16 protein-coding genes and 1 pseudogene are annotated in these 22,178 nt (G+C 73.6%); 10 read left to right on the forward strand and 7 right to left on the reverse strand.

The features are described from left to right. Positions 1 to 52: 52 nt before the first annotated feature. The 3 genes and pseudogenes from ACH4J0_RS06130 to ACH4J0_RS06140 all read right to left on the reverse strand — a co-directional run. A complete protein-coding gene (locus tag ACH4J0_RS06130; RefSeq protein ID WP_396236703.1) occupies positions 53 to 961 on the reverse strand; it encodes an NADP-dependent oxidoreductase in 909 nt (302 codons plus the stop codon). Between the two features lie 288 nt (positions 962 to 1,249). Next, positions 1,250 to 2,125: a GyrI-like domain-containing protein gene (locus tag ACH4J0_RS06135; protein ID WP_396236705.1), complete on the reverse strand. Its 876-nt coding sequence runs from the start codon at positions 2,123 to 2,125 to the stop codon at positions 1,250 to 1,252. 163 nt (positions 2,126 to 2,288) lie between these two features. Further along, positions 2,289 to 2,681: pseudogene (locus ACH4J0_RS06140) on the reverse strand (glutamate dehydrogenase); the annotation flags it as partial. A 130-nt stretch (positions 2,682 to 2,811) separates the two neighbouring features. Here ACH4J0_RS06140 and ribA point away from each other — a divergent pair. Next, a complete protein-coding gene (gene ribA / locus ACH4J0_RS06145) occupies positions 2,812 to 3,441 on the forward strand; it encodes a GTP cyclohydrolase II (RefSeq protein ID WP_396236707.1) in 630 nt (209 codons plus the stop codon). 126 nt (positions 3,442 to 3,567) lie between these two features. Here the strand turns inward: ribA and ACH4J0_RS06150 are convergent, their stop codons facing one another. The 3 genes from ACH4J0_RS06150 to ACH4J0_RS06160 form a co-directional block, all read right to left on the reverse strand. Then, positions 3,568 to 6,981 (reverse strand): hypothetical protein, encoded by a 3,414-nt coding sequence (locus ACH4J0_RS06150; RefSeq protein WP_396236709.1) that lies wholly within the window; start codon positions 6,979 to 6,981, stop codon positions 3,568 to 3,570. Positions 6,982 to 7,245: 264 nt separating this feature from the next. Further along, entirely contained in the window at positions 7,246 to 9,366 is a 2,121-nt protein-coding gene (locus ACH4J0_RS06155) for a putative bifunctional diguanylate cyclase/phosphodiesterase (protein WP_396236711.1), read from the reverse strand. A gap of 124 nt (positions 9,367 to 9,490) precedes the next feature. Continuing rightward, positions 9,491 to 10,297, reverse strand: coding sequence for an SAM-dependent methyltransferase (locus ACH4J0_RS06160; RefSeq protein WP_396236713.1), 807 nt, complete (start codon positions 10,295 to 10,297; stop codon positions 9,491 to 9,493). Between the two features lie 289 nt (positions 10,298 to 10,586). Here ACH4J0_RS06160 and ACH4J0_RS06165 point away from each other — a divergent pair, with 289 nt between their 5' ends. The 8 genes from ACH4J0_RS06165 to ACH4J0_RS06200 all read left to right on the forward strand — a co-directional run bounded on the left by ACH4J0_RS06165 (position 10,587) and on the right by ACH4J0_RS06200 (position 20,095). Next, positions 10,587 to 11,066: an SRPBCC family protein gene (locus ACH4J0_RS06165; protein ID WP_396236715.1), complete on the forward strand. Its 480-nt coding sequence runs from the start codon at positions 10,587 to 10,589 to the stop codon at positions 11,064 to 11,066. Further along, positions 11,063 to 12,277: a MalY/PatB family protein gene (locus ACH4J0_RS06170; protein ID WP_396236717.1), complete on the forward strand. Its 1,215-nt coding sequence runs from the start codon at positions 11,063 to 11,065 to the stop codon at positions 12,275 to 12,277. Before ACH4J0_RS06165 ends, ACH4J0_RS06170 begins: the two co-directional genes overlap by 4 nt. A gap of 339 nt (positions 12,278 to 12,616) precedes the next feature. After that, positions 12,617 to 13,846, forward strand: coding sequence for an ergothioneine biosynthesis glutamate--cysteine ligase EgtA (egtA, locus tag ACH4J0_RS06175; protein WP_396236719.1), 1,230 nt, complete (start codon positions 12,617 to 12,619; stop codon positions 13,844 to 13,846). Then, a complete protein-coding gene (gene egtB / locus ACH4J0_RS06180; protein WP_396236721.1) occupies positions 13,843 to 15,204 on the forward strand; it encodes an ergothioneine biosynthesis protein EgtB in 1,362 nt (453 codons plus the stop codon). Before egtA ends, egtB begins: the two co-directional genes overlap by 4 nt. Further along, positions 15,204 to 15,959, forward strand: coding sequence for an ergothioneine biosynthesis protein EgtC (gene egtC, locus ACH4J0_RS06185; protein ID WP_396236723.1), 756 nt, complete (start codon positions 15,204 to 15,206; stop codon positions 15,957 to 15,959). Before egtB ends, egtC begins: the two co-directional genes overlap by 1 nt. A gap of 44 nt (positions 15,960 to 16,003) precedes the next feature. Beyond that, positions 16,004 to 16,975, forward strand: coding sequence for an L-histidine N(alpha)-methyltransferase (egtD, locus tag ACH4J0_RS06190; protein ID WP_396236725.1), 972 nt, complete (start codon positions 16,004 to 16,006; stop codon positions 16,973 to 16,975). A 238-nt stretch (positions 16,976 to 17,213) separates the two neighbouring features. Further along, the gene (locus tag ACH4J0_RS06195; RefSeq protein ID WP_396236727.1) at positions 17,214 to 18,638 is read left to right on the forward strand and encodes a sugar porter family MFS transporter; all 1,425 of its coding nucleotides are present in this window, start codon (positions 17,214 to 17,216) and stop codon (positions 18,636 to 18,638) included. A gap of 356 nt (positions 18,639 to 18,994) precedes the next feature. Then, the gene (locus ACH4J0_RS06200) at positions 18,995 to 20,095 is read left to right on the forward strand and encodes a nitric oxide synthase oxygenase (RefSeq protein WP_396237463.1); all 1,101 of its coding nucleotides are present in this window, start codon (positions 18,995 to 18,997) and stop codon (positions 20,093 to 20,095) included. Between the two features lie 27 nt (positions 20,096 to 20,122). Here ACH4J0_RS06200 and ACH4J0_RS06205 read toward each other — a convergent pair whose 3' ends face one another. Beyond that, positions 20,123 to 20,821, reverse strand: coding sequence for a TetR/AcrR family transcriptional regulator (locus ACH4J0_RS06205; RefSeq protein ID WP_396236729.1), 699 nt, complete (start codon positions 20,819 to 20,821; stop codon positions 20,123 to 20,125). A gap of 173 nt (positions 20,822 to 20,994) precedes the next feature. Here ACH4J0_RS06205 and ACH4J0_RS06210 point away from each other — a divergent pair, with 173 nt between their 5' ends. After that, a complete protein-coding gene (locus tag ACH4J0_RS06210) occupies positions 20,995 to 22,158 on the forward strand; it encodes an acyl-CoA dehydrogenase family protein (protein WP_396236731.1) in 1,164 nt (387 codons plus the stop codon). Positions 22,159 to 22,178 lie beyond the last annotated feature (20 nt).

A 22,178-nucleotide genomic window follows, 5' to 3' on the forward strand; every position in this document is an offset into this window, starting at 1 on the left:
TGGGGTTGTCGGGGAGGACGTAAGAGTGATGTGCCGTCAGGAGGCTTTGACATCAGGAGACTTCGACGACGACCTTGCCGCGTGCGTGCCCGGACTCGACCGCGGCGATCGCCTCGGCGGCGCGGTCGAGCGGGTAGCGGCCGGTGATGTGCGGGTCGAGGTCGCCGGAGGAGACCAGGGCGGCCAGGGCGGCCAGGGTCTCGGAGGTGGTCGAGCGGGTGACGGGCCGGCCGCCGAGCTCGGCGACGGTGGCGGGGTCGGCGGCGCTGACCAGCTCGGTGCGGTCGGTGCGGACGGCGGCCACGGCGCGCAGGGCGTCGCCGCCGACCAGGTCGAGGATGGCATCGACGCCGTCGGGGGCCGCCTCGGCGATCCGTTCGACGACGCCGTCGCCGTAGCGGACCTGGGTGGCGCCGAAGGACTCCACGTACGAGCGGTTGGCGTCGCTCGCGGTGCCGAGCACGATCAGGCCCTGGCTGCGGGCGAGCTGGGCGGCGGCGCTGCCGACCCCGCCCGCGATGCCGAGGATCAGCAGCGTCCGACCGGCGCCGAGGGCGAGCTGACGCAGGGCGTCGTCGGCGGTGGCGACCGAGACGCCGAGTACGGCGGCCCTGTCGAAGCCGACGGCCTCGGGCACGAGAGCACTCAACTCGGCCTGCAACAGGGTCTGTTCGGCAAAGCCACCGGCCGCGGTGAGACCGAACACCTCGTCGCCCGGGGTGAACCCGGTGACGCCGGGGCCGATCTCATGCACCACTCCGGCGGCCTCCTGGCCCATAGCGGCGGGGAGTTCGCGCTCGCGGCCGAGGTGGCCCCGGCGGATCTTCCAGTCGACCGGGTTCACCCCGGCGGCCCGGACCGTGATCGCCAGCCGGCCCGGGCCGGGAGCGAGTACCGGACGGTCGAAGAACTCCTGCACCTCCGCTCCGCCGTAGTCGGCGAAGCCGAACGCCTTGGCCATCGGTGATCCCACTCCTCGGGTAGCGGCCTGCGGCCCCCAGCTCCCCCGCCCCAGCATGCGGGGCGCGGCAGCGTGGAGGCGGGCGCTGGTGGGCCGAACGGGGGTGGGCGAAAACCAACAGCGAACAGCTGACAGATTTCGAAATCTGTCAGCTGTTTGCTGTTATCTGTTTGCTGTTATCTGTTTGCTGTCATCTGTTTGCCGCTATCCGCCTTCCGCCTTCGCCCTCTGTTCGCCGTCAGCCGTCAGCCGCTCCGTGTCGGCCGTTCTGCGTCAGCCGTCGGGCTGTCAGCCGCGCACGGCCCGCGTCACGGGCATCCACAGCTCCGCCTCCGCGTCCCCAGTCCCGGGAACGAAGCGGGTCCGCAGGATCTCCGGGCCCGGCCGGGTCTCGTACGGGTTGGACGGGAACCACTGGCTGTAGGTGTCCCCCCACATCTCCTGCAGCGCGTGCGGGAACGGCCCGGTGTTGGTGAACACCGCCCACGTCCCGGCCGGGACGTGCAGGACCTCCAGGTCGTCCGGGACGACGGCGTCCTCGCGCGCCACCACCGCGTGCCAGTAGTCGAGTTCAGACCCCTCCTCCCGGTTGGGCGAGAAGTCGTCGGTCACCGACACGATGCCGAGCGGGTCCTCGCCGGTCAGTGCCGTGATCCGCTCGACGGTCTCCACGCCGAGCCCCTTGATGAACTCGGCGATGTGCGGGTTGACCCCCAGGTAGATCAGCGGCACCCGGGCCTTCCGGCCGACGATCCGGAAGGCCGCCCTCTCGATGATCCGGTACTCCATACTGCTGCTTCCCTCCACGATGAGTCGGAAGGACATCCGGGGCTGGGAGATGAGCGCCGCTCCGTCGCGCCGGGTCTCCCCGGGCCCGACCCCGTGCATCGACCGGAACGCCCGGGCGAACGCCTCTCCCGAGGTGTAGCCGTACCGGACCGCGATGTCGAGCAACGTCCGCCCCCCGTCGAGCACTTCGGCCCCGGCGACGGTCAGTCGCCGGCGCCGGACGTACTCCGACAGCGGCATCCCGGCGAGCATCGAGAACAGCCGCCGGAAGTGGTACTCCGACGTCATCGCGATCCGAGCCAGCTCGGCCACGTCGATCTCCTGGTCCAGGTTCCGTTCGATGCGCTCCATCGCCCGGTTCAGGTGCTCCAGCACGCCAGCCCCCGTCCTTCCCTTACTGATCACCACCGTAGGAAGGACCCACCTTGCCGTACCCGACGATCGGTGCCCGCTTCGGTCGGGTGCCGAGCCCCGGGTGCCGAGCCCCGGGTGCCGATCGCCGGGTGCCGATCGCCGGGTGACCGGCGATGTCGAGGGCTCAGACCAGGCCCTGGGCCAGCATCGCGTCCGCGACCAGTTCGAAGCCCGCGATGTTCGCGCCCACCACGTAGTCGCCCGGGTGCCCGTAGCGCTCGGCGGTGGTGAAGCAGGAGTCGTGGATGTGCTTCATGATCCCGGCCAGCCGCTCCTCGGTGCGCTCGAAGGTCCAGGAGTCGCGCGAGGCGTTCTGCTGCATCTCCAGCGCACTGGTCGCGACGCCGCCCGCGTTGGCCGCCCTGCCCGGGCCGAAGGCGACCCCGGCCTCCTGGAGGACCCGCACCGCCTCGGGGGTGGCGGGCATGTTGGCGCCCTCCCCGACGGCCAGCACCCCGTTGCGGACCAGGGCGAGCGCGTCGGCCTCGGTCAGCTCGTTCTGCGTGGCGCAGGGCAGCGGCCGGGGACCACTCGCATCCAGTTGTTCAAATTGGAACAACCGAGTACGGTCAACATCCGATCCCTTCGGATCCAACCGATCCACCCCGATCCGCCCTGGTCCAACCCCGATCGACGGAGGCCCACCCATGCCGCAGCCCGGCTCCGCCACGGTGCGCTCGCGTGTGCGCATCCCGCTGACCTTCCCCGACGGCTACCGCGCCGAGGCGGAGGTCTTCACCTTCCACGGCCTCGAGGACGGCGCCGAGCACGTGGCGCTCGCCCTCGGCACGGTCCCGGACGGCGGGACGCCGCTGGTGCGGCTGCACTCCGAATGCCTGACCGGCGACGTCTTCGGCTCGGACCGCTGTGACTGCGGCCCGCAGCTGCGCGAGTCGGTGGAGCTGATCAGCGAGGCCGGCGGCTACCTGCTCTACCTCCGCCAGGAGGGCCGGGGCATCGGGCTGTACAACAAGCTCGACGCCTACGCGCTCCAGGACTCCGGCCTGGACACGTACGACGCCAACATCGCGCTGGGCCTGCCGGAGGACGGCCGGGACTACACCGCGGCCGCCCAGATGCTCGCCACACTCGGCATCGACGGCATCGACCTGTTGAGCAACAACCCGGACAAGGCAGCGCAGTTGGCCGGGCTCGGCGTCATCGTGCGGCGACGGGTGCCGACCGGCGTCCACCTGTCGGCGAGCAACGTCCGGTACCTGACGGCCAAGGTGGAGCGGACCGGGCACTCGATCGAGCTCTCCCGGCTGGTCGGCTGACGGCGGCCGACGACGGCCCGCCCGCGCGGCGAACAGGGGACGACTGACAGATGACAGCGAACGGATAACAGATGACAGATGACAGATTTCGCAATCTGTCATCTGTTCACTGTCATCTGTCACCTGTCATCCGTCAGCCGCCCGCCCCCGCACCGTCCGCAGCACCCCGTACGCCGCCAACGGCAGCGCCACCAGCAGCGCGGCCCAGAAGGCGCCGTGCCCCCACCAGTCCGCGACCGCGCCGAACAGCCCCTCGAACACCGGGATCCGCAGCGCCTCCACCGGCCCCAGCGCCCCGGGCCAGGCCCCCAGGAACAGCGTCCCGAGGATCCAGACGACGAACAGCACCCGCGCCGTCACCAGCGTCCCGAAGGTGCCCAGCAGCGACACCGCCGCCAGCAGGATGACGAACCCGGCCTGGTAGGACGCCCCGGTCTGCCCCGTTCCCCAGGAGTCCGGCGTCCGGTGCACAACGGTGGCCGCGAGCCGCACCTCCACAGCCGCCCAGAGCAGCAGCACCAGCACCCCGGTGCTGACGAGCGCGAACCGCAGCCGGTCCCGCGTCCCCGCCCGGCCCGTCCGCCACACCCCGGCGGCGGCGGCCGCCGCCGACAGCGGTTGTCCGGCGGCCCGCGCGGCGCGCCGGTCGAGGTCACACCAGCCCTCCCGGACCTGCCGCCGGGCCCGCTGAGCGGGTTTGAGCAGCCGGTCGCACGCCCGCTCGATCAGCACGAAGGCCACCACGATCGCGATCACCGCCGCGATGCCGGCCCAACTCCCCATGCCGCCCTCGAACATGACCACCCGGTCGGCCACCGGCTGCGGCGCCTCCACCGCCGTCATCGGCGGTCCGAGCCGCAGGTAGCCGATCGTGAGCGCACCCACGCCGGCGAGCAGGGCCGTGCCGAAGCCGACCCCGGCCGGGAAGAAGGCGAGCACGGCGGCCGCCACGAAGGCCGCACCCAGTTTGCCGACCACCTGCTCGGCCGCGCGTTGACCACCGGAGTGCAGCGGCCCGCCGAACAGGTCCGGTGAGAGGTCGAGTTGGTGCCCGCTCTCGATCGGAAGGCGCAGCACCGCCCCCGCCCACAGCAGCAGCCCTAGGCCCACCACCAGCAGCGCGACCGCCGCCACCCGGCGCGGCAGCATGGTGCGGGCGTACGGCCACCAGAGCCGCAGTCGGGCCGCCCAGTCCACCGGCGGCCGTCGGCGCCGCTCCCGCCACAGCCGGGCCGCCCGCCCGGCCCGCGTCCGCCCCTCCCGCAGCACGCCCGCCTCGGCTTCGGGCCGCTCGGCGCGCCCGCGGCCGCGCCGTCGCAGCGCCTCCGCGGCCACCATCGCCGCCCGCCCGGCGACCTGCCCGTGGTCGGCCCCGACCGCCCGCCGCCTCAGCTCCGACCAGCGGCGCCGGACCACCTCCCGCGGGGTGGCCGCCGCCGGGTCGGGCGCAGGCCGCCGAGCCGCCGAGCGCATCGCCGTGCGCGCCCCTGCACCCGCCGTCAGCGCCCCGTCCACCACCGCCGCCGCGACCACCGCGGCGAGTTCGGACACCCGGACGGGCAGCGGCAGCCGGTGCAGCGCCGCGGGCAGCGGGGAGAGCCGGCCGAGCAGTCGGTACCGCTCCTCGGGGCGGATGCTCAGCCAGACCGCCAGCCGGTGCGCCTCCTCCCGCTCCTCCGGGCTCAGCCCGCCGTCACCGCGCCGACCGCCACCGACCGTACGGGCAGTGCGCTCGACTTCGGCGAGCACCTCCGGAAGCGCCGCCAGGGCGAGCAGCCGCGAGCAGTGCTCGCCGGAGCACTCGGGGTGGAAGCAGTCGTAGCGGGCGGCGACGGCCGGGGCGCCGACGCGGACCAGTTCGTCGACGAAGGCGGCGCCGTCCGGTTCGGTGGCGATGCGCTCCAGGCCGGCCGGGTCGATCGGGCGGTCGCGGTAGTGCGGGACGGCGGACGGCGCGTAGGCCGCGCCGAGGCCGAGAACGGCGACCCCGGCCACGGCCTCGCGCCGGGAGCCGGGCGCACGGACCACGTCCGTGAGGTAGTGCAGGTCGAACACGGTGTCCTTGACCTCGTCGCGCAGCCAGTCGCGCAGCCGCTCCGACCCCACCGCCGCCAGCCAGCGCGCAGCCGCGCCGGAGTTGCGCAGCAGCACCTCGGTGAGCCGGACCGGGTCGGTGAACGGGTCGCCGAGGAAGGTGATCGGCCGGCGGGCCTGCGGGCGGCGCCGGACCACCTCCGGGCTGCCGCCGGCCAGCCAGCTGCGGACCTCCGGGGCGGTCCAGCGGTCCTCCGGCTTCTTGGTGAACAGCCCCTGGAGCAGCAGCAGTTGGCGCGGGTCGGTGACGGCGGCGAGGTCCACCTCCTCGCCCATGACCAGTTCCAACTCCAGGTCGTGGTCGGCGGCACGCTCGCCGTCCGCGCCCACGAACCGGGGACGGCCGACGAACAGCTCGTACAGCACGTTGCCGAGCCCCCACCACGGCCCGGCCTCGTGGTTCTTGCCGGCCAGTTGCTCGGGGGCCATGTAGGCGACGGTGACCATCATCGCGGAGGTGAAGCGGCGGCTGTCGGTGAGCCGGTCGACGCCGCCGAAGTCGGCGATCACGAACTCCCCTGGCCCGCGACCGGGCCGGACCAGGATGTTGGCGGGCTTGAAGTCCAACGGGTTGCGCTGGATCCGCCGTTGCCAGAACTCCAGCAGCGAGACCAGCTCGTAGACGATCTGCTCGGCCGTCCGCGGATCGGTGTGGGCGCCGCTGCGGCGCAGCTCGGCGACGTGCGCGGAGAGGGTGACCGGCAGGTACTCCATCGCCACCCAGTCGACCAGCGCGCCGTGGTGGCGGACCCGGCCGAAGTCGATCAGGTGCGGGACGTGCCGCCGGAAACCGTCGTTGCGCAGGTGGGCGAGCAGGTCGTGGTCCATCGGCTGGCCGACGACGGACACCTTGACCGCGGCGTCGGCGCCGCCGTCGGTGCGCCGGACGTACCAGACCGTGCCCTCGGCGCCGGCCCCCGCCCTGCCCAGCGGGGTGAAGCGGGCGCGCAGGGCGTCGGGGAAGCCGTCCTCAGCCGGGTCGCCGTGCCCGGGGAAGGCGCCACCCGGCGCGGCACCACCGGCGGCGTCCGGACCACCGTCCGGGCCGGGACCACCGCCCGGACTGGGGCCGGGGCCGATGTTGTCCTGCCAGGACGGGCCCTGGGCGGACCGGGGCCGTACGACCTCGGTGTCGGCCTCCGGGTCGAACCGGCCCGGGGCTCCGGGACGGACCCTGGTCGCGGCCTCCGGGTCGTGGCGGGGGCCGGGCATCCGCCGGGTCGCGGCCTCCGGGTCCACGGCGGCGGTCCGCCGGCCGTCCAGCCGGGACACCCGGTCCGCGCCTGGCTCCGCACCGGCCCGCGCACCGCGCCGCCGGTCCCACGACCCCCGGAACCGCGAGCCCCGCTCCCGCGACCCCCAGTCCACCCTGGTCTGCGGCGGCTCCCCCGGCGTTCCCTGGCGGTGGCCCTCCCCGACCGGACCGGCGTCCTCCGTTGCGCCCATGGCGGCGCTCCCCTCCCCGCTCCCCGGGGCCGGTGCGAAGGTCGTGACCACGGGCGCACCGGTGCCGGGTGGTGATTTTGACGCGTCATCATCCCGCATACCGGGCAAGCCCGCAGGGCGCTTTCCGCAACGCTTCCGGAACGGTTGCCGCACCGGGACGAGAGCCCGGAAGGATGGTCGGGAAGGAGGGCTGCGCACGAAGCCCGGGAACAGGGGCCGGGAAACAACGCCCGGGAAACAACGCTCGGGAACCGGGCCCCGCGATCACCCCTCCTCGACCGGCCGTCCCTTCGGCTCCTCGACGATCCGGCGGGCGATCTCGGCGGGCCGCACCGGGCGGCCGAAGTGCCAGCCCTGAGCCCAGTCGCAGCCCATCTCGCGCAGCCGCTCGGCGTCCTTGCGGGTCTCCACTCCCTCGGCGGTGACGTTCAGTCCGAGCGCGTGCGCCATCGACACCAGGCCGCTGACGATCCGCCACCCGGTGGCCCCGTCCTTCTCCGGGTCGTGGAGGTCGCCGACGAAGGAGCCGGCGATCTTCAGCCCGGAGACCGGCAGGTCGCGCAGGTAGGCGAGGTTGGACCAGCCGGTGCCGAAGTCGTCCACCGCCAGCGACACCCCGAGGTCGACCAGCCCGTGCAGGGTGCGCAGCGCCTCGTCCTCGGGGCCGACCACGGTCGACTCGGTGATCTCCAGCTGCAGCCGGGCCGGGTCCAGGCCGGTGCTGTCCAGGATCCGGCCGAGGTCGGTGACCAGCGCGGCGCTGCGCGCCTGCCGCACGGCCAGATTGACGTTCAGCTGCGGAGCGGCGTCGCCGTAACGCTTGATCCACTCCGCGGCCTGGCCGCAGGCCTGCTCCAGCACCCAGCGGCCGAGCGGCATGATCAGTCCGGTCTCCTCGGCCGTGGTGACGAACTCGTCCGGGCCGAGCACACCGAGCTGCGGGTGGCGCCAGCGCACCAGCGCCTCCACGGCGGCCATCCGGCCGTCCGCCAGGCGGTAGAGCGGCTGGTAGTCGATGAAGAACTCGCCGCGGTCCAGGGCCGCCGGCATCCGGACCGAGACCGCGTAGCGGCTGACCGCGCGGGCGTTCTCCTTGGGGTCGAACAGCGTCCAGCGGCCACGACCGGCCTCCTTGGCGCGGTACAGCGTCAGGTCGGCGGCCCGGACGGCGGCGCCGGGGGTGGTGGTGGACACCCGCCGCTCCAGCACGCCGACGCTGGCGCCGACGGCGAGCTTGTGGTCGCCGATCAGCACCGGTCCGGCCAGCGCCTTGAGCACCGTCTTGGCGGCGGCGACCGCCTCCTGCTCTCCGCGGCAGTTCTCCAGCAGGACGACGAACTCGTCGCCGCCCAGCCGGGCGACCAGGTGGCCGAGCGGGGTGAGGGCGGCCTTCAGCCGGGCGGCGACGGCGGACAGCAGCTGGTCGCCCATGTCGTGGCCGAGGCTGTCGTTGACCACCTTGAAGCCGTCGAGGTCGACGTAGCAGAGGCCGAAGCGGGCGCCGGGCTCCGGCTCCTCGAACAGCTTCTCCAGCCGTTCGAAGAAGGCGGCGCGGTTGGGCAGGCCGGTCAGCGGGTCGTGGGTGGCCTGGTGGCGCAGCCGCTCCTGGAGCCGGTAGCGGTCGGTGACGTCCTCCAGCATCGCGACCTGGTACTGCGGGACGCCGTCGTCGTCGCGGATGAGCGAGACGGTCAGGTGGGTCCAGATCACCTCGCCGTCCTGGCGGTAGTACGGCTTGTCGAACTGGAAGTACTCCCGCTTGCCGCTGATCAGCTCCTCGTACGCCTCCCAGACGCCCGGGGTGTCCTCGGGGTGGACGAGGTCGCCGACCCGGCGGCCGATCATGTCCTCCGGGCCCGCGCCGAACAGGTCCTGGAGGGCCTTGTTGACGGCCAGGATGTTGCCGTCGGTGTCGCCGATGCCGATGCCGATCGCGGCGCTCTCGAACAGGGCGCGGAACCTGGCCTCGGAGGCGCGCAGGGCCCGTTCGGCCTCCTTTCGGGCGGCGTCGGCGGCGGTCCGGATGGCCTCCTGCTCGCTCAGCGTGCGCTCGCGCAGGGCGTTCGCCCAGCCGGCCGCGAAGGCGCCGGTGAGGGCGGGGCCGCGGTCGTCACCGATCGGCTGGGACTGCAGCAGCTCGACCGCGCGGGCCAGCAGCACGGGGTCGGTGAAGTGCGCGTCGACCAGCTCGGCGCCGGCCCTGGCGGCCAGCCGGGGCTGGAAAGGGTCGTCCTGCTGGGCTCGGTGCAGCAGCGCGGCGGTGCGTGCGACCAGTCGGCCGAGCAGTCCGGGGTGGACGGCGATGCCGTGGTCGGCGGAGAGCAGCCGGGACCAGTCCTCGTGGAACCGCTCGGCGCTGTCGTTCACCGGGGTCGCGCCGCTCATCCGGCCTCCCCGGTTCTGTGGCCGGTGCTGGGCGGCGTGCCGGCTCCGGGGGTGCGCAGGGCCGGGCGCCCGGCGGCCGTGTCTCGGGACGTACGGCCGTCGGTTGCGCGCCCGGTGCGACGGTTCAAGGGCGGAACCCCACGCCCGCCACCCCGGCGATCCGTTCGGGGTGTTCGCCGACCGTGCCCGGCTGGTCCGGGCGCCACCTCGGCAGCGGGACCACGCCCGGCTCGACCAGCTCGAAGCCGGCGAACATGGCGGTGACCTGCTCGTTGGTGCGCATGGTCAGCGGCGTCGGTGTCATCCGGTAGAGCTTCTGGTGGTCCTCGGCCTGGTCCGGGCGGGCCTCCAGGGAGGCGTGCGAGAGGGCCAGCGCGCTGCCGGCCGGGAGCCGGTCGCGGATCGTGCCGATCAGCTTCCAGGGGTCCTCGTCGTCGCTGACGAAGTGGGCGACGGCCACCAGCAGGACGGCCACCGGCTCGCCCCCGGCCAGCAGTGCGGCCACCTCGGGGCGGTCCAGCAGGTCCTCGACGTCGCGCACGTCGGCCTGGACCACGGCGCTGTGAGGGTCGCCCTCCAGCAGCAGGCGGCTGTGGGCGACGGCGACCGGGTCACGGTCCACGTAGACGACCTCGGCGCCGGGGCGGATGGCACGGACGATCTCGTGCACGGCGCCGAAGGTGGGGATGCCGGAGCCGATGTCCAGGAAGCGGGTGATGCCCTGCTCGGCGAGGAAGGTCACGGCGCGGCGCAGGAAGGCCCGGTTGGAGCGCATGATCTGGGGCAGCTCGGGCCACAGGGCGAGCGCCTTGCGGGCCATCTCCCGGTCGACCTCGAAGTTGTGAGAGCCCCCGAGGTAGTAGTCGTAGACCCGCGCGGCGTTCGGTTTGTCCAGGTCCGTACCTTCCGGTACCCAGCTCGGTCGCCGCATGCCTGTGACTCCTTCACTCCGGTTCCGGGGGCCGCAGCGTCTGGAGATGCTGCCGTGACTGATGAGACTACAAGCACGGAAGATCCTCCCCCGCACCCCGAACGGGTGCAAGCGGAGTGCACACTTCCCCACGATCTGCACTCTTTGCCCGGAAGTTACCGGGCGTTCGATCGTTGTCGAGGAGCGTCGAGCGACGACGTCCGGCTCACGGACGCCAACTCGGCGGCTCGCCGCCCGTGTTCGTCCCCGTTCGCCCCTCGGGCGACGGGCGCCCGACTAGGGTGGGCCCGTGGATCCCAACCACTATCGCTTCCGGGGCGTGTGGCGGCTCGCGGCGCCGGCGTCGGCGGTGTACGCGGCGCTGGAGGACGTCCGGAGCTACCCGCTGTGGTGGCCGGAGATCCGCGAGGCCCGGGAGAGCGGCCCGGACACCGGGGAGGTGGTGATCCGCGCACTGCTGCCGTACCGACTGGTGGTCGGCCTGGAGACGCGGCGGCGCGATCCGGCGGCCGGGGTACTGGAGGCGGTGATGCGGGGCGACCTCGACGGGTGGTCGCGGTTCACCGTCACGGCGGACGGGCCGGGCGACGCGGGGTGCCGGGTGCTGTTCGAGGAGGACACCCGGCCGGGCAAGCCGCTGCTGCGCCGCCTCGCACTGCCGCTGCACCCGGTGTTCCGGGCCAACCACGCGGTGATGATGCGCCGGGGGGGCCGGGGGCTGGCGGCCCATCTGGCGGGCGGCGGCGGACGAGGGGCGGCGAACAGATGACAGCCGACGACTTTCAGCGAACAGATGACAGATTTCGAAATCTGTCATCTGTCAGCGGCTCGCGCGTCTCCCCCGCCGCCTTCGACACCCCCTTCGACCGCACCGGCACCGGCAGCAGCAAGTGGGCCCGGGCCGCCGTCGCCGAGGCGATCCCGATGGGCCTGGCGGACATGGACCTGCCCGGCCCGCCCGCCGTCGCCGAGGCGCTGGAACGGCGCGCCCGCCACCGTGCGTACGGCTACACCGTCTGCGACCCGACCGGGCGCGCCCTGGTCGCCGACTGGTACCGCGCCCGGCACGGCGCCGAGGTGGACCCCGACTGGGTGCTGCTGCTCCCCTGCGGCCCGCGCACCACCCTCCGCCTCCTCCTGGAGACGGTACGGAAGGACGCCGAACACCCGCGGGCCCCCGTCCTCTTCCCCACCCCCGAGTGGGGCGGCTTCGCCCAGCTCTGCCGCGCGGCCGGCCTTCCGTACCGCGAACTGCCGCTGCGGCTCGGCCCGGACGGCTACCGCTCCCCGAACGGCCCGTTCCCCGGCCGCGCGGCCGCCGTACTGCTGAGCAGCCCCCACAACCCCTCCGGCACGGTGTGGCCGACCGACCACCTGCGGGGCCTGGCCGGATGGGCCGCCGAGGCGGGCGCCCTGCTGGTCTCGGACGAGGTGCACGGCGACCTCACCCACCCGGGCGCATCCCACCCCGTCGCCGTCACCGCCGTCGAACCCGCCATGCGGCGCCACGTGGTCACCCTCAACTCCGTCGGCAAGACCTTCAACTGCTCCGGGATCCCCAGCACTTTCGCCCTCGTCCCCGACCCCGGGCTGCGCGCCCGCCTCACCGACACGATGGCCGGCTACGGCCTCTGGGAGGGCGGCCTGCTGGAGCAGACCGTGCAGCGGGCCGCGCTGACCGAGGGCGGCCCCTGGCTGGACGCGCTGCTCTCCCACCTCGCCGCCGCCCGCACCCGGCTCACCGACCGCCTCGGCCCCGCCGTCCGCTCCACCCCGCGCGCCTCCTACCTGCTCTGGCTGGACGCCGCCGCCCTCGGCCTGCCACCAGCCACCGCCCGCGCGGCGCTGCTGGAGCGCTGCGGCCTGGAGGCCTCCGACGGCGCCGAGTTCGGCCCGGCCGGCGCCGGCTCACTACGCCTCAACTACGCGCTGCCGACGCCCGTGCTGGACACCGTCCTGGAGCGGCTGGACCGTCTGTGACCGGGGCATGTGCCCCCGTCGAATCCACCCTCGGCACCCCGCGCGCACCACCTCCGAATCCCCACATTCACCCGATCGCCACACTCCTGACCTGCCGAAACGAACATTCACGCGATATTTGCGGAGCGGCCCCGCATGCTCCGTAGCAGACTGGGCAGGGTAGACCGGGCCGCAATCGTGATCCCGAGGACGGTGAGTCCGGTGATACCGACATCCCGCACCACTCCGCCCGACCGGCAGAGCGCACCACCGCCCCCCACGGGGGTGACCCCGCTGACAGAATCGGGGGCGCGCAGCCACGTGTCGGGCGTCTGTTTCAAGATCGGACCGCCCAGGCTGGTGGGTGTCGAGGTCGAGTGGTTCGTCCACGACGACCGATGTCCCACCCGTCCCGTCCAGCCGGAACTCCTCCACGCCGCGCTGGAATCGCTGCCCCTCGGCGGCCCCGATGGCACCTCGCTCCCCTCCGGTTCGCGCCTCACGCTCGAGCCCGGCGGACAGGTCGAGCTCAGCTCCCCGCCCGCCACCGGCCTCCTGGCCTGCGTCGACGACACCCGTCGCGATCTGACCGCCCTGCGGGCCGCTTTCGCGGCACAGGGCCTGCGACTCACCGGCACCGGCACCGACCCGCTCGCCCGCCCCCGCCGGATGGTGCTGGACCACCCCCGCTACCGCGCGATGGAGCGCTTCTTCGACTCGGCCGGCCCCTGGGGCCGGGTCATGATGACCGGGACCGCCTCCGTGCAGGTGTGCCTGGACGCCGGCGACGCGGACGGTCCGCACGCGGCCGAACGCCGCTGGCAACTGGTCCACCGGCTGGGCCCGGTGCTGGTCGCCGCCTTCGCCAACTCTCCGCTGCTGGACGGCAAGCCGACCGGCCACCAGTCCACCCGGCAGACCGTCTGGTCCCGGATGGACCCGTCCCGCACCCTCGCCCCCGAGCCCGACCACGGCGACCCGCGGGAGGCCTGGGCCCAGTACGTGCTCGATGCCCACGTGCTGTGCGTGCGAAGGGCGGAGGGACTGCCCTGGACGGCCCCACCCGACCTGACCTTCCGCGACTGGATCCGCGGCGGCGGCGAACGCCCGCCCACGCTCGCCGACTTGGAGTACCACTGCACCACCCTGTTCCCGCCGGTACGCCCGCGCGGACACCTGGAGCTGCGCATGATCGACGCCCAGCCCGGGGACGGCTGGATGGTGGTCACCGCACTGGTCACCGCGCTGCTGGACGACCCGTTGGCCGCCGACGCCGTGTTCGCCGCCCTGGAACCGCTGGACGCCTCCGACCGGCAGCAGGGCGCCGCCGCCCCGCGCCCGCCGCGCAGCGCGGCCTGGCGCCGGGCCGCCACCGTGGGCGTCGCCGACCCCGAGCTGCGCCGCGCCGCCCTCGCCTGCTTCGCCGCCGCCGACGCCGCGCTGGGCCGCAAGCCCGGGGCGGGGCGACTGCGCGCCGCCGTCGCCGAGTTCGCCGAACGCTACCCCGCACGCGGCCGTTGCCCGGCCGACGACCAGCTGGACGCCCTGCGGTCCGGCATCCGACGCACTCCGCCGGAGGAGGCACCATGACCGACGTCCGACCGCCCGCCGCCCCGGGAACGGGCCCGACGGGCCCGACGGACACCGAGGCGCTGCGCGAGACCATCGCCGCCGAACTGCTGGCCGCCCGCGCCCGGACCGCCGCGCTGACCGACTGCGTCGAGGACGCCGACCTCACCGCCCAGCACTCCCCGCTGATGTCCCCGCTGGTCTGGGACCTCGCGCACATCGGCAACCAGGAGGAACTCTGGCTGCTGCGCAACGTCGGCGGCCGCGACCCGCTGCACCCCGAGATCGACCCGCTGTACGACGCGTTCCAGCACCCCCGGGCCGAGCGTCCCAGCCTGCCGCTGCTACCGCCCGCCGAGGCCCGCGGCTACGCCCACGACGTGCGCGGCCGGGTGCTGGACCTGCTGGCCGCCAGCCCGTTGGAGGGCGCACCGTTGCTGGACGCCGGATTCGCCTTCGGGATGATCGCCCAGCACGAGCAGCAGCACGACGAGACGATGCTGATCACCCATCAGCTCCGCCGGGGCGAACCGGCCCTGGCCGCTCCCCCGCCACCTCCCGCTCCCGCCGACGCGGCCACCCTGCCGACCGAAGTCCTGATCCCCGCGGGCCCGTTCACCATGGGAACGGACACCGAGCCGTGGGCACTGGACAACGAGCGCCCGGCGCACACCGTCGACCTGCCGGCGTACCTCCTGGACACCACCCCGGTGACCAACGCCGCCTACCAGCACTTCATCGCCGACGGCGGGTACGACGACCCGCGCTGGTGGACCGAGGACGGCTGGGAGCACCGCCGGCGGGCCGACCTGAGCGCCCCGCTGTTCTGGAAGCACCAGGACGGCCAGTGGCTGCGCCGCCGCTTCGGCACGGTCGAGCCCGTCCCGCCGAGCGAGCCGGTGCTGCACGTCAGTTGGTACGAGGCGGACGCGTACGCCCGCTGGGCCGGGCGGCGGCTGCCGACCGAGGCCGAGTGGGAGAAGGCGGCCCGGCACGACCCGGCCACCGGCCGCTCCCGCCGCTACCCCTGGGGCGACGGCCCGCCCGGCCCCGAGCAGGCCAACCTCGGCCAGCGCCACCTGCGCCCGGCCGCCGCGGGCAGCTACCCGGACGGCCAGTCCCCGTACGGCGTACGGCAGTTGATGGGAGACGTGTGGGAGTGGACGGCCAGTGACTTCCACCCCTACCCGGGGTTCCGGGCCTGGCCGTACAAGGAGTACTCGGAGGTCTTCTTCGGGCCCGAGTACAAGGTGCTGCGCGGCGGCTGCTTCGCGGTGGCGCCGGTCGCCTGCCGGGGCACCTTCCGCAACTGGGACTACCCCGTCCGGCGGCAGATCTTCTCCGGCTTCCGCACCGCCCGCAGCCTGGAGGACGCCTGATGTGCCGTCACATCGCCTACCTCGGGGAGCCGGTGGCTCCACAGGAGCTGCTGGTGCATCCGCCGTACGCGCTGTACCGGCAGTCCTGGGCGCCGCGGATCCAGCAGTACGGGACGGTCAACGTGGACGGCTTCGGCCTGGGCTGGTACGCGGACGGCGACGAGCTGCCCGCGCGCTACCGCCGGGCCGGGCCGATCTGGGCGGACGCGACCTTCGCCGACCTCGCCCGGGTGATCCGCACCCGGGCGCTGCTGGCGGCCGTCCGCTCCGCCACCGAGGGCTGCGCGGCGGGCGAGGGCGCGGCCGCTCCGTTCACCGCCGGGCGCTGGCTGTTCAGCCACAACGGCGCGGTGGCGGGCTGGCCCGGCAAGCTGGACGCGCTGGCCGCCCTGCTGCCGCCCGCCGAGCTGCTGGAGCTCGAGGCCCGCAGCGACTCGGCCCTGTTGTGGGCGCTGACCCTGCACCGCCTGCGCCGGGGTGCGGACCTCGGCGAGGCGCTCGCGGGCACGGTGGCGGACGTCGCCGCGCACACCACCGGGCGGCTCAACCTGCTGCTCACCGACGGCGCCGCGCTCGCCGCGACCACCTGGGGCGACACCCTGCACCACCGGAGCCTGCCCGGCCTCGGCACGGTGGTGGCCTCGGAGCCGTACGACGACGACCCTGGCTGGACGCCCGTCCCGGACGGCTCCCTGCTGCTGGCCGGCGCCGGGAGCGTCCAGGTCCGACAGCTGCCCGGCACCAGCCACTTCTGACCCACCACTCTCCCTTCATCTTCTGAACAGAGGACCACCCTGTCATGGACACATTCGATCTCACCCGACTGCTGCCCGCCGACCACTTCAGCACCGCCCTGCACCAGGACGTTCGACAGGGCCTGACCGCCGACCCCAAGTGGCTGCCGCCGAAGTGGTTCTACGACGCGCGGGGCAGCGAGCTGTTCGAGGAGATCACCCGGCTGACCGAGTACTACCCGACCCGCGCGGAGCGGGCCATCCTCACCGCCCGGGCCGGTGAGATCGCCGCCGCCACCCGGGCCCGGACCCTGGTGGAGCTGGGCTCGGGCTCCTCCGAGAAGACCCGGCTGCTGCTGGACGCGCTGCGCTCGCTCGACACCCTGGAGGACTACGTCCCGGTGGACGTCAGCGAGAGCGCGCTGACCGCGGCCGGCTCCGCGCTCGCCGCCGAGTACCCCGGGCTGGCCGTGCACGGCGTGCTGGCCGACTTCACGGCCCGGCTCGGCCTGCCCCCGGAGGGCGGCCCCCGCCTGGTCGCCTTCCTCGGCGGCACCCTCGGCAACCTGCTCCCGACGGAGCGCGCCGCCTTCCTGCGCGGGCTGCGCGCCGCCCTGGACCCGGGCGACTTCCTGCTGCTGGGCACCGACCTGGTCAAGGACCCGGCGGTGCTGGTCGCCGCGTACGACGACCGCGCCGGGGTGACGGCCGAGTTCAACCTCAACGTGCTCAACGTGCTCAACCGCGAGCTGGGCGCCGACTTCGACCCGACCGCCTTCGAGCACGTCGCGCTCTGGGACCCGGAGCAGGAGTGGATCGAGATGCGACTGCGCTCGCTGCGCTCGCAGACCGTGAAGATCCCGGCCCTGGACCTGCCGGTGCACTTCGAGCGGGGCGAGGAGCTGCGCACCGAGGTCTCGGCCAAGTTCCGCCGGGAGCGGGTGGCCCGGGAGCTGAGGGCGGCCGGACTGCGACTGACCCACTGGTGGACCGACCCCGGGAACCGGTTCGGGCTCTCGCTGTCCGCCCCGGCGTGAACCACGGCACCGGAGCCACGGAGCCGGAGCCACGGCTCCGGAGTCACGGCACCGACACCGGAGTCACGGCACGGAGCGCCCGCACCGGTTCGGGCGGCCGCCACGGGAGGCTCAATTTGCTTGTTCACCTTACGAATTCCCCGAGCAGAACTTGACCCTCCCCGTGTACAAGGCTTGAACGAATAGGGGTTACGATCTCGGCTACCGAGCTCAGCGTTGAGTACCAGGAGTCAAGATCGTGAGCGTCACCCAGAAGCCCTCCGGGGCGGCCGAGGCCACCGCGCCCGGCCGCCTCGGCTTCGTCGTCTTCATCACCGCCGCCGCGGCCCTCGGCGGCTTCCTGTTCGGCTACGACAGCTCCGTGATCAACGGCGCCGTCTCCGGCATCCAGGGGAAGTTCGGGGTCGGCAGCGGCGAGACCGGCCTGATCGTCTCCTCGGCGCTGCTGGGCTCGGCGGTCGGCGCCGCGCTGGCCGGCCGGTTCGCCGACCGCTACGGCCGCATCAAGGTCATGAAGGCGGGCGCGCTGCTGTTCGCGGTCAGCGCCGTCGGCTCGATGCTGCCCTTCTCCCCCTGGGACCTCGCCCTGTGGCGCGTCCTCGGCGGCACGGCCATCGGCATCGCCTCGGTGATCGCCCCGACCTACATCGCCGAGGTCGCGCCGACCAAGTACCGGGGCCGGCTGGCCTCCTTCCAGCAGGCCGCGATCGTGCTCGGCATCGCGATATCCCAGCTGGTCAACTGGGTGCTGGCGGACGCCGCCGGCGGCGACACCCGCGGCCACCTGCTCGGCCTTGAGGCCTGGCAGTGGATGCTCGGCATCTGCGTCGTCCCGGCCGTGGTCTACTTCGTGCTGTCCTCGGTGATCCCCGAGTCCCCGCGCTACCTGATCCAGGCCGAGCGCCTGGACGAGGCGCGCAAGGTACTGACCGAGGTCGAGGGCGAGGGCATCGACACCGACGCCCGGATCGCCGAGATCCAGTCGCTGATCGCCTCCGACCACCGCCCGCGCTTCCGCGACCTGCTCGGCGGCCGCTTCGGCCTGCTCCCGATCGTCTGGGTCGGCATCGGCCTGTCGGTCTTCCAGCAGCTGGTCGGCATCAACGTGATCTTCTACTACTCGTCGATCCTGTGGCAGTCCGTCGGCATCGACCAGAGCAACTCGCTGCTGATCAGCTTCATCGGCTCGGTCATCAACATCCTCGGCACCGTGATCGCGATCCTGCTGGTCGACCGGATCGGCCGCAAGCCGCTCGCCCTGATCGGTTCGGCCGGCATGGCCGTCACCCTCGCAGCGGCCGGCTGGGCGTTCTCCTCCGCGACCGGCTCCGGCGACAACGTCTCGCTGCCCGACCTCCAGGGCACCGTCGCGCTGATCTCCGCCAACGCCTTCGTGCTGTTCTTCGCGATGTCCTGGGGCGTGGTCGTCTGGGTGATGCTCGGCGAGATGTTCCCCAACCGGGTCCGCGCCGCCGCGCTGTCCGTCGCCGCCTCCGCCCAGTGGATCGCCAACTGGGTGATCACCGTGTCGTTCCCGTCGCTCTCGCGCTGGAACCTCTCGGCGACCTACCTGGTGTACGCGGCCTTCGCGGCGCTGTCGATCGTCTTCGTCGCGAAGTTCATGAAGGAGACCAAGGGCGTCCGGCTGGAGGACATGGGCTGACCGGTCCGTCCATCGGCCGGTCCGACCGTCCGACCTTCGGCCCCCGCACCCTAGCGCGCTCGGCGCGGGGGCGGGGGCCGAATCGTCCACTCCCTGCGGTGGGTCCGCCACCTCCGGTACTCCTGTGCGACAGGAGGGATGTGTCCTTGATCTTCGACCGGCTCCGCACCCGCAGAACCGCCGTCGCCCCGAGCGGCGGCTGTCCGTACGCCCACGCCCACCCGCCCCACGCACCGGGCGCGTCCGCACAGGCCGTACCGCCCCAGCCCGTAACGCCCCAGCCGCCGGCCGCCCAACAACCGGCCCCGCAACGACCCACCCCGCAGCAACCGGCCCCGCACCCGGCGGCCCGGGAACTGCCCGCCGCGCCAACGCCGTTCACCGACCCGGACCGGGCCGCCGAGTTCATCCGCCAGTGCCACCGCGAGCAGCCCGCCGCCGGTGACCCGGAGCCGAGGTTGCGCGCCGTCTCGGAGGAGATCGACCGCACCGGCACCTACCGGCACACCCCCGCCGAACTCGTCTACGGCGCCAAGCTCGCCTGGCGCAACGCCGCCCGCTGCATCGGCCGGCTGTACTGGCGCAGCCTGGTGGTCCGCGACCTGCGCCACCTGTCCACCGCCGACGACATCGCCGCCGAGTGCTTCGAGCACCTTCGGCTGGCGGGCAACGGCGGCCGGATCCGCCCGGTGGTCTCGGTGTTCGCCCCCGACCGCCCGGGCCGCCCGGCCGCGCGGATCCTCAACCAGCAGCTGGTCCGCTACGCCGGGCACCGGGTCGACGGCGCCGTGGTCGGTGACCCGGCGGGCACCGAACTCGCCGCCCGCGCCCGCGGACTCGGCTGGAAGTGCGCCGAGGACCGCTTCGAGACGCTGCCGCTGCTGGTCCAGCAAAGCCCGGGCGAGCGCCCGCACTGGTACGAGCTGCCGGACGACACCACCCTGGAGGTGCCGCTCAGCCACCCCGAGCACGGGTGGTTCGCCGAGCTCGGGCTGCGCTGGTACGCGGTGCCCGCGATCAGCGACATGACGCTGGAGATCGGCGGCGTCCGCTACCCCACCGCGCCGTTCAACGGCTGGTACATGGGCACCGAGATCGGCGCCCGCAACCTGGCCGACGCCGGCCGCTACGACATGCTCGGCACCGTCGCCGAGCGGCTGGGCCTGGACACCTCCAGCGATCGCACGCTCTGGCGCGACCGCGCCCTGGTCGAGCTCAACCTCGCGGTGCTGCACTCGTTCCAGGAGGCCGGGGTGACCATCGCCGACCACCACACCGAGTCGGAGCGCTTCCTCAAGCACGTCGCCCGGGAACGGCGGCTCGGCCGCCCGACCCCGGCGGACTGGAGCTGGATCGTGCCCCCGGTCTCCGGCGGGCTGACGCCGGTCTACCACCGGTACTACGACCCGGTGGACCCGGAGCAGCGGCCGGCCTTCCTGGCCCGCGAGCCCTGGTAGGACGCCGGAGCACCGGAGCCCCGGACACTAGGACGACCGTGCGGCGAGGCGTTCGAAGCGCAGGACGAGTCCGTCCAACAGCGCCTCCAACCCGGTCTCGAAGGCGCCCTCGTCGACCGTCCCCCGGTGCCCGGCGAGCCGGTGCGCCTCGCCGAGGTGCGGGTAGTCGGCCGCGTCGTAGACCTCCGCGTCCGCCGGGAAGCCGGCCGCGAAGGAGGCGAGTGCGGAGCCGGTGACGAAGTAGCGCATCAGCGCGCCGATCCGGGTGGCCTGGCCGCGCGGCCAGCCGGACTCGACCAGGTGCCCGAAGACGGCGTCGGCCAGGCGCAGCGCGTTGGGCCGCCGCCCCGGGCCCTGGGCGAGGACCGGGACGATGTTGGGGTGGGCGGCCAGCGCGGCTCGGTAGGAGCGGGCCCATGCCCGCAGCGCCTCCGGCCAGGGGATGCTCGGCCCGGTCGGAAGGCCGGAGCCGGCGCCCGGGCCGGCGCCCGGGCCCGCAACGCCGTCGAACATCGACAAGTCGACTTCGCCGATGACGCTGTCCACCACCGCGTCCAGCAGTTCGTCCTTGGTGGCGAAGTGGTTGTAGAGCGAGGGCCCGCTGACCGACAGCTCGGTGGCGAGGCGGCGGGTGGAGAGGGCGTCCAGGCCCTCGTCGTCGATCAGCCGCAGGGCGGCGGCGACGATGCGCTCTCGGCTGAGCAGCGGGGTGCGCGGGCGGGCCATCGCGGCGACTTCCTCCGTTTCCTCCGGCCGGTTTCCCCCGGTCGGGTGGGTGGGGACCGATTCTGGCAGGTGCCCCTTCCCAGGGCGGGCCCACCGGGGCTACAGTCCCCTCGTAAAACTTGCAGCGCTAGTTTAATCGCGTCCCGCCCATCGGTCGGGAGTCGGGAGCCGCCGTGAACCTGGAGTTGTCCGAGGAGCAGAGCGCCGTCCGGGACCTCGCCGCCGCCTTCACCGACCGCGAGATCGCGCCGCACGCCGCCGAGTGGGACCGCGCCGAGTCGGTGGACCGCGCGATCATCGGCAAGCTCGGGAAGGTCGGCTTCCTCGGCCTGACCATCCCCGAGGAGTACGGCGGCAGCGGCGGCGACCACCTCGCCTACTGCCTGGTGCTGGAGGAGCTCGGGCGCGGCGACTCGGCCGTGCGCGGGATCGTCTCGGTCTCGCTCGGACTGGTCGGCAAGTCGATCAACGGCTTCGGCACCGAGGAGCAGAAGCGGCACTGGCTGCCCCGGCTGACCTCGGGCGAGGCGCTCGGCTGCTTCGCCCTCACCGAGCCCGGCACCGGCTCGGACGCCGCCAACCTCACCACCCGGGCGGTGCGCGACGGCGACGACTGGCTGATCACCGGCGCCAAGACGTTCATCACCAACGGCACCTGGGCCGACGTCGCGCTGGTCTTCGCCCGCACCGGCGGCAGCGAACCCGAGCAGCAGGGCCACCGGGGCATCACCGCCTTCCTGGTCCCCACCGACCTGCCCGGCTTCGACCGCACCGAGATCCACGGCAAGCTCGGCCTGCGCGGCCAGGCCACCGCCGGACTCGCCCTGGACGGCGTCCGGGTGCCCGACAACGCCCGGCTCGGCGAGGTCGGCAAGGGCTTCACGGTGGCGATGGCAGCCCTGGCCAAGGGGCGGATGTCGGTCGCGGCCGGCTGCGTCGGCATCGCCCGCGCCTGCCTGGAGGCCGCCGTCCGCTACGCGGGCGAGCGCGAGCAGTTCGGCAAGCCGATCGCCTCCCACCAGCTCGTCCAGGAACTGCTGGCCGGCATCGCGGTGGACGTCGAGGCCGCCCGGCTGCTCACCTGGAAGGTCGCCGACCACATCGAACGCGGTCTGCCGTTCGCCACCGAGTCCTCCGTCGCCAAGCTCTACGCGAGCGAGGCCGCCGTCCGGGCCGCGAACAACGCGCTCCAGGTGTTCGGCGGCTACGGCTTCATCGACGAGTACCCGGTCGGCAAGTACCTGCGCGACGCCCGCGTCATGACCCTCTACGAGGGCACCAGCCAGATCCACCAACTGCTCATCGGGCGTGCCCTGACCGGCGTCAACGCCTTCTGACATCCGCGAACGCATCCCAC

This window comes from Kitasatospora sp. NPDC017646 (genome assembly GCF_044329365.1).
Taxonomy (GTDB): domain Bacteria; phylum Actinomycetota; class Actinomycetes; order Streptomycetales; family Streptomycetaceae; genus Kitasatospora.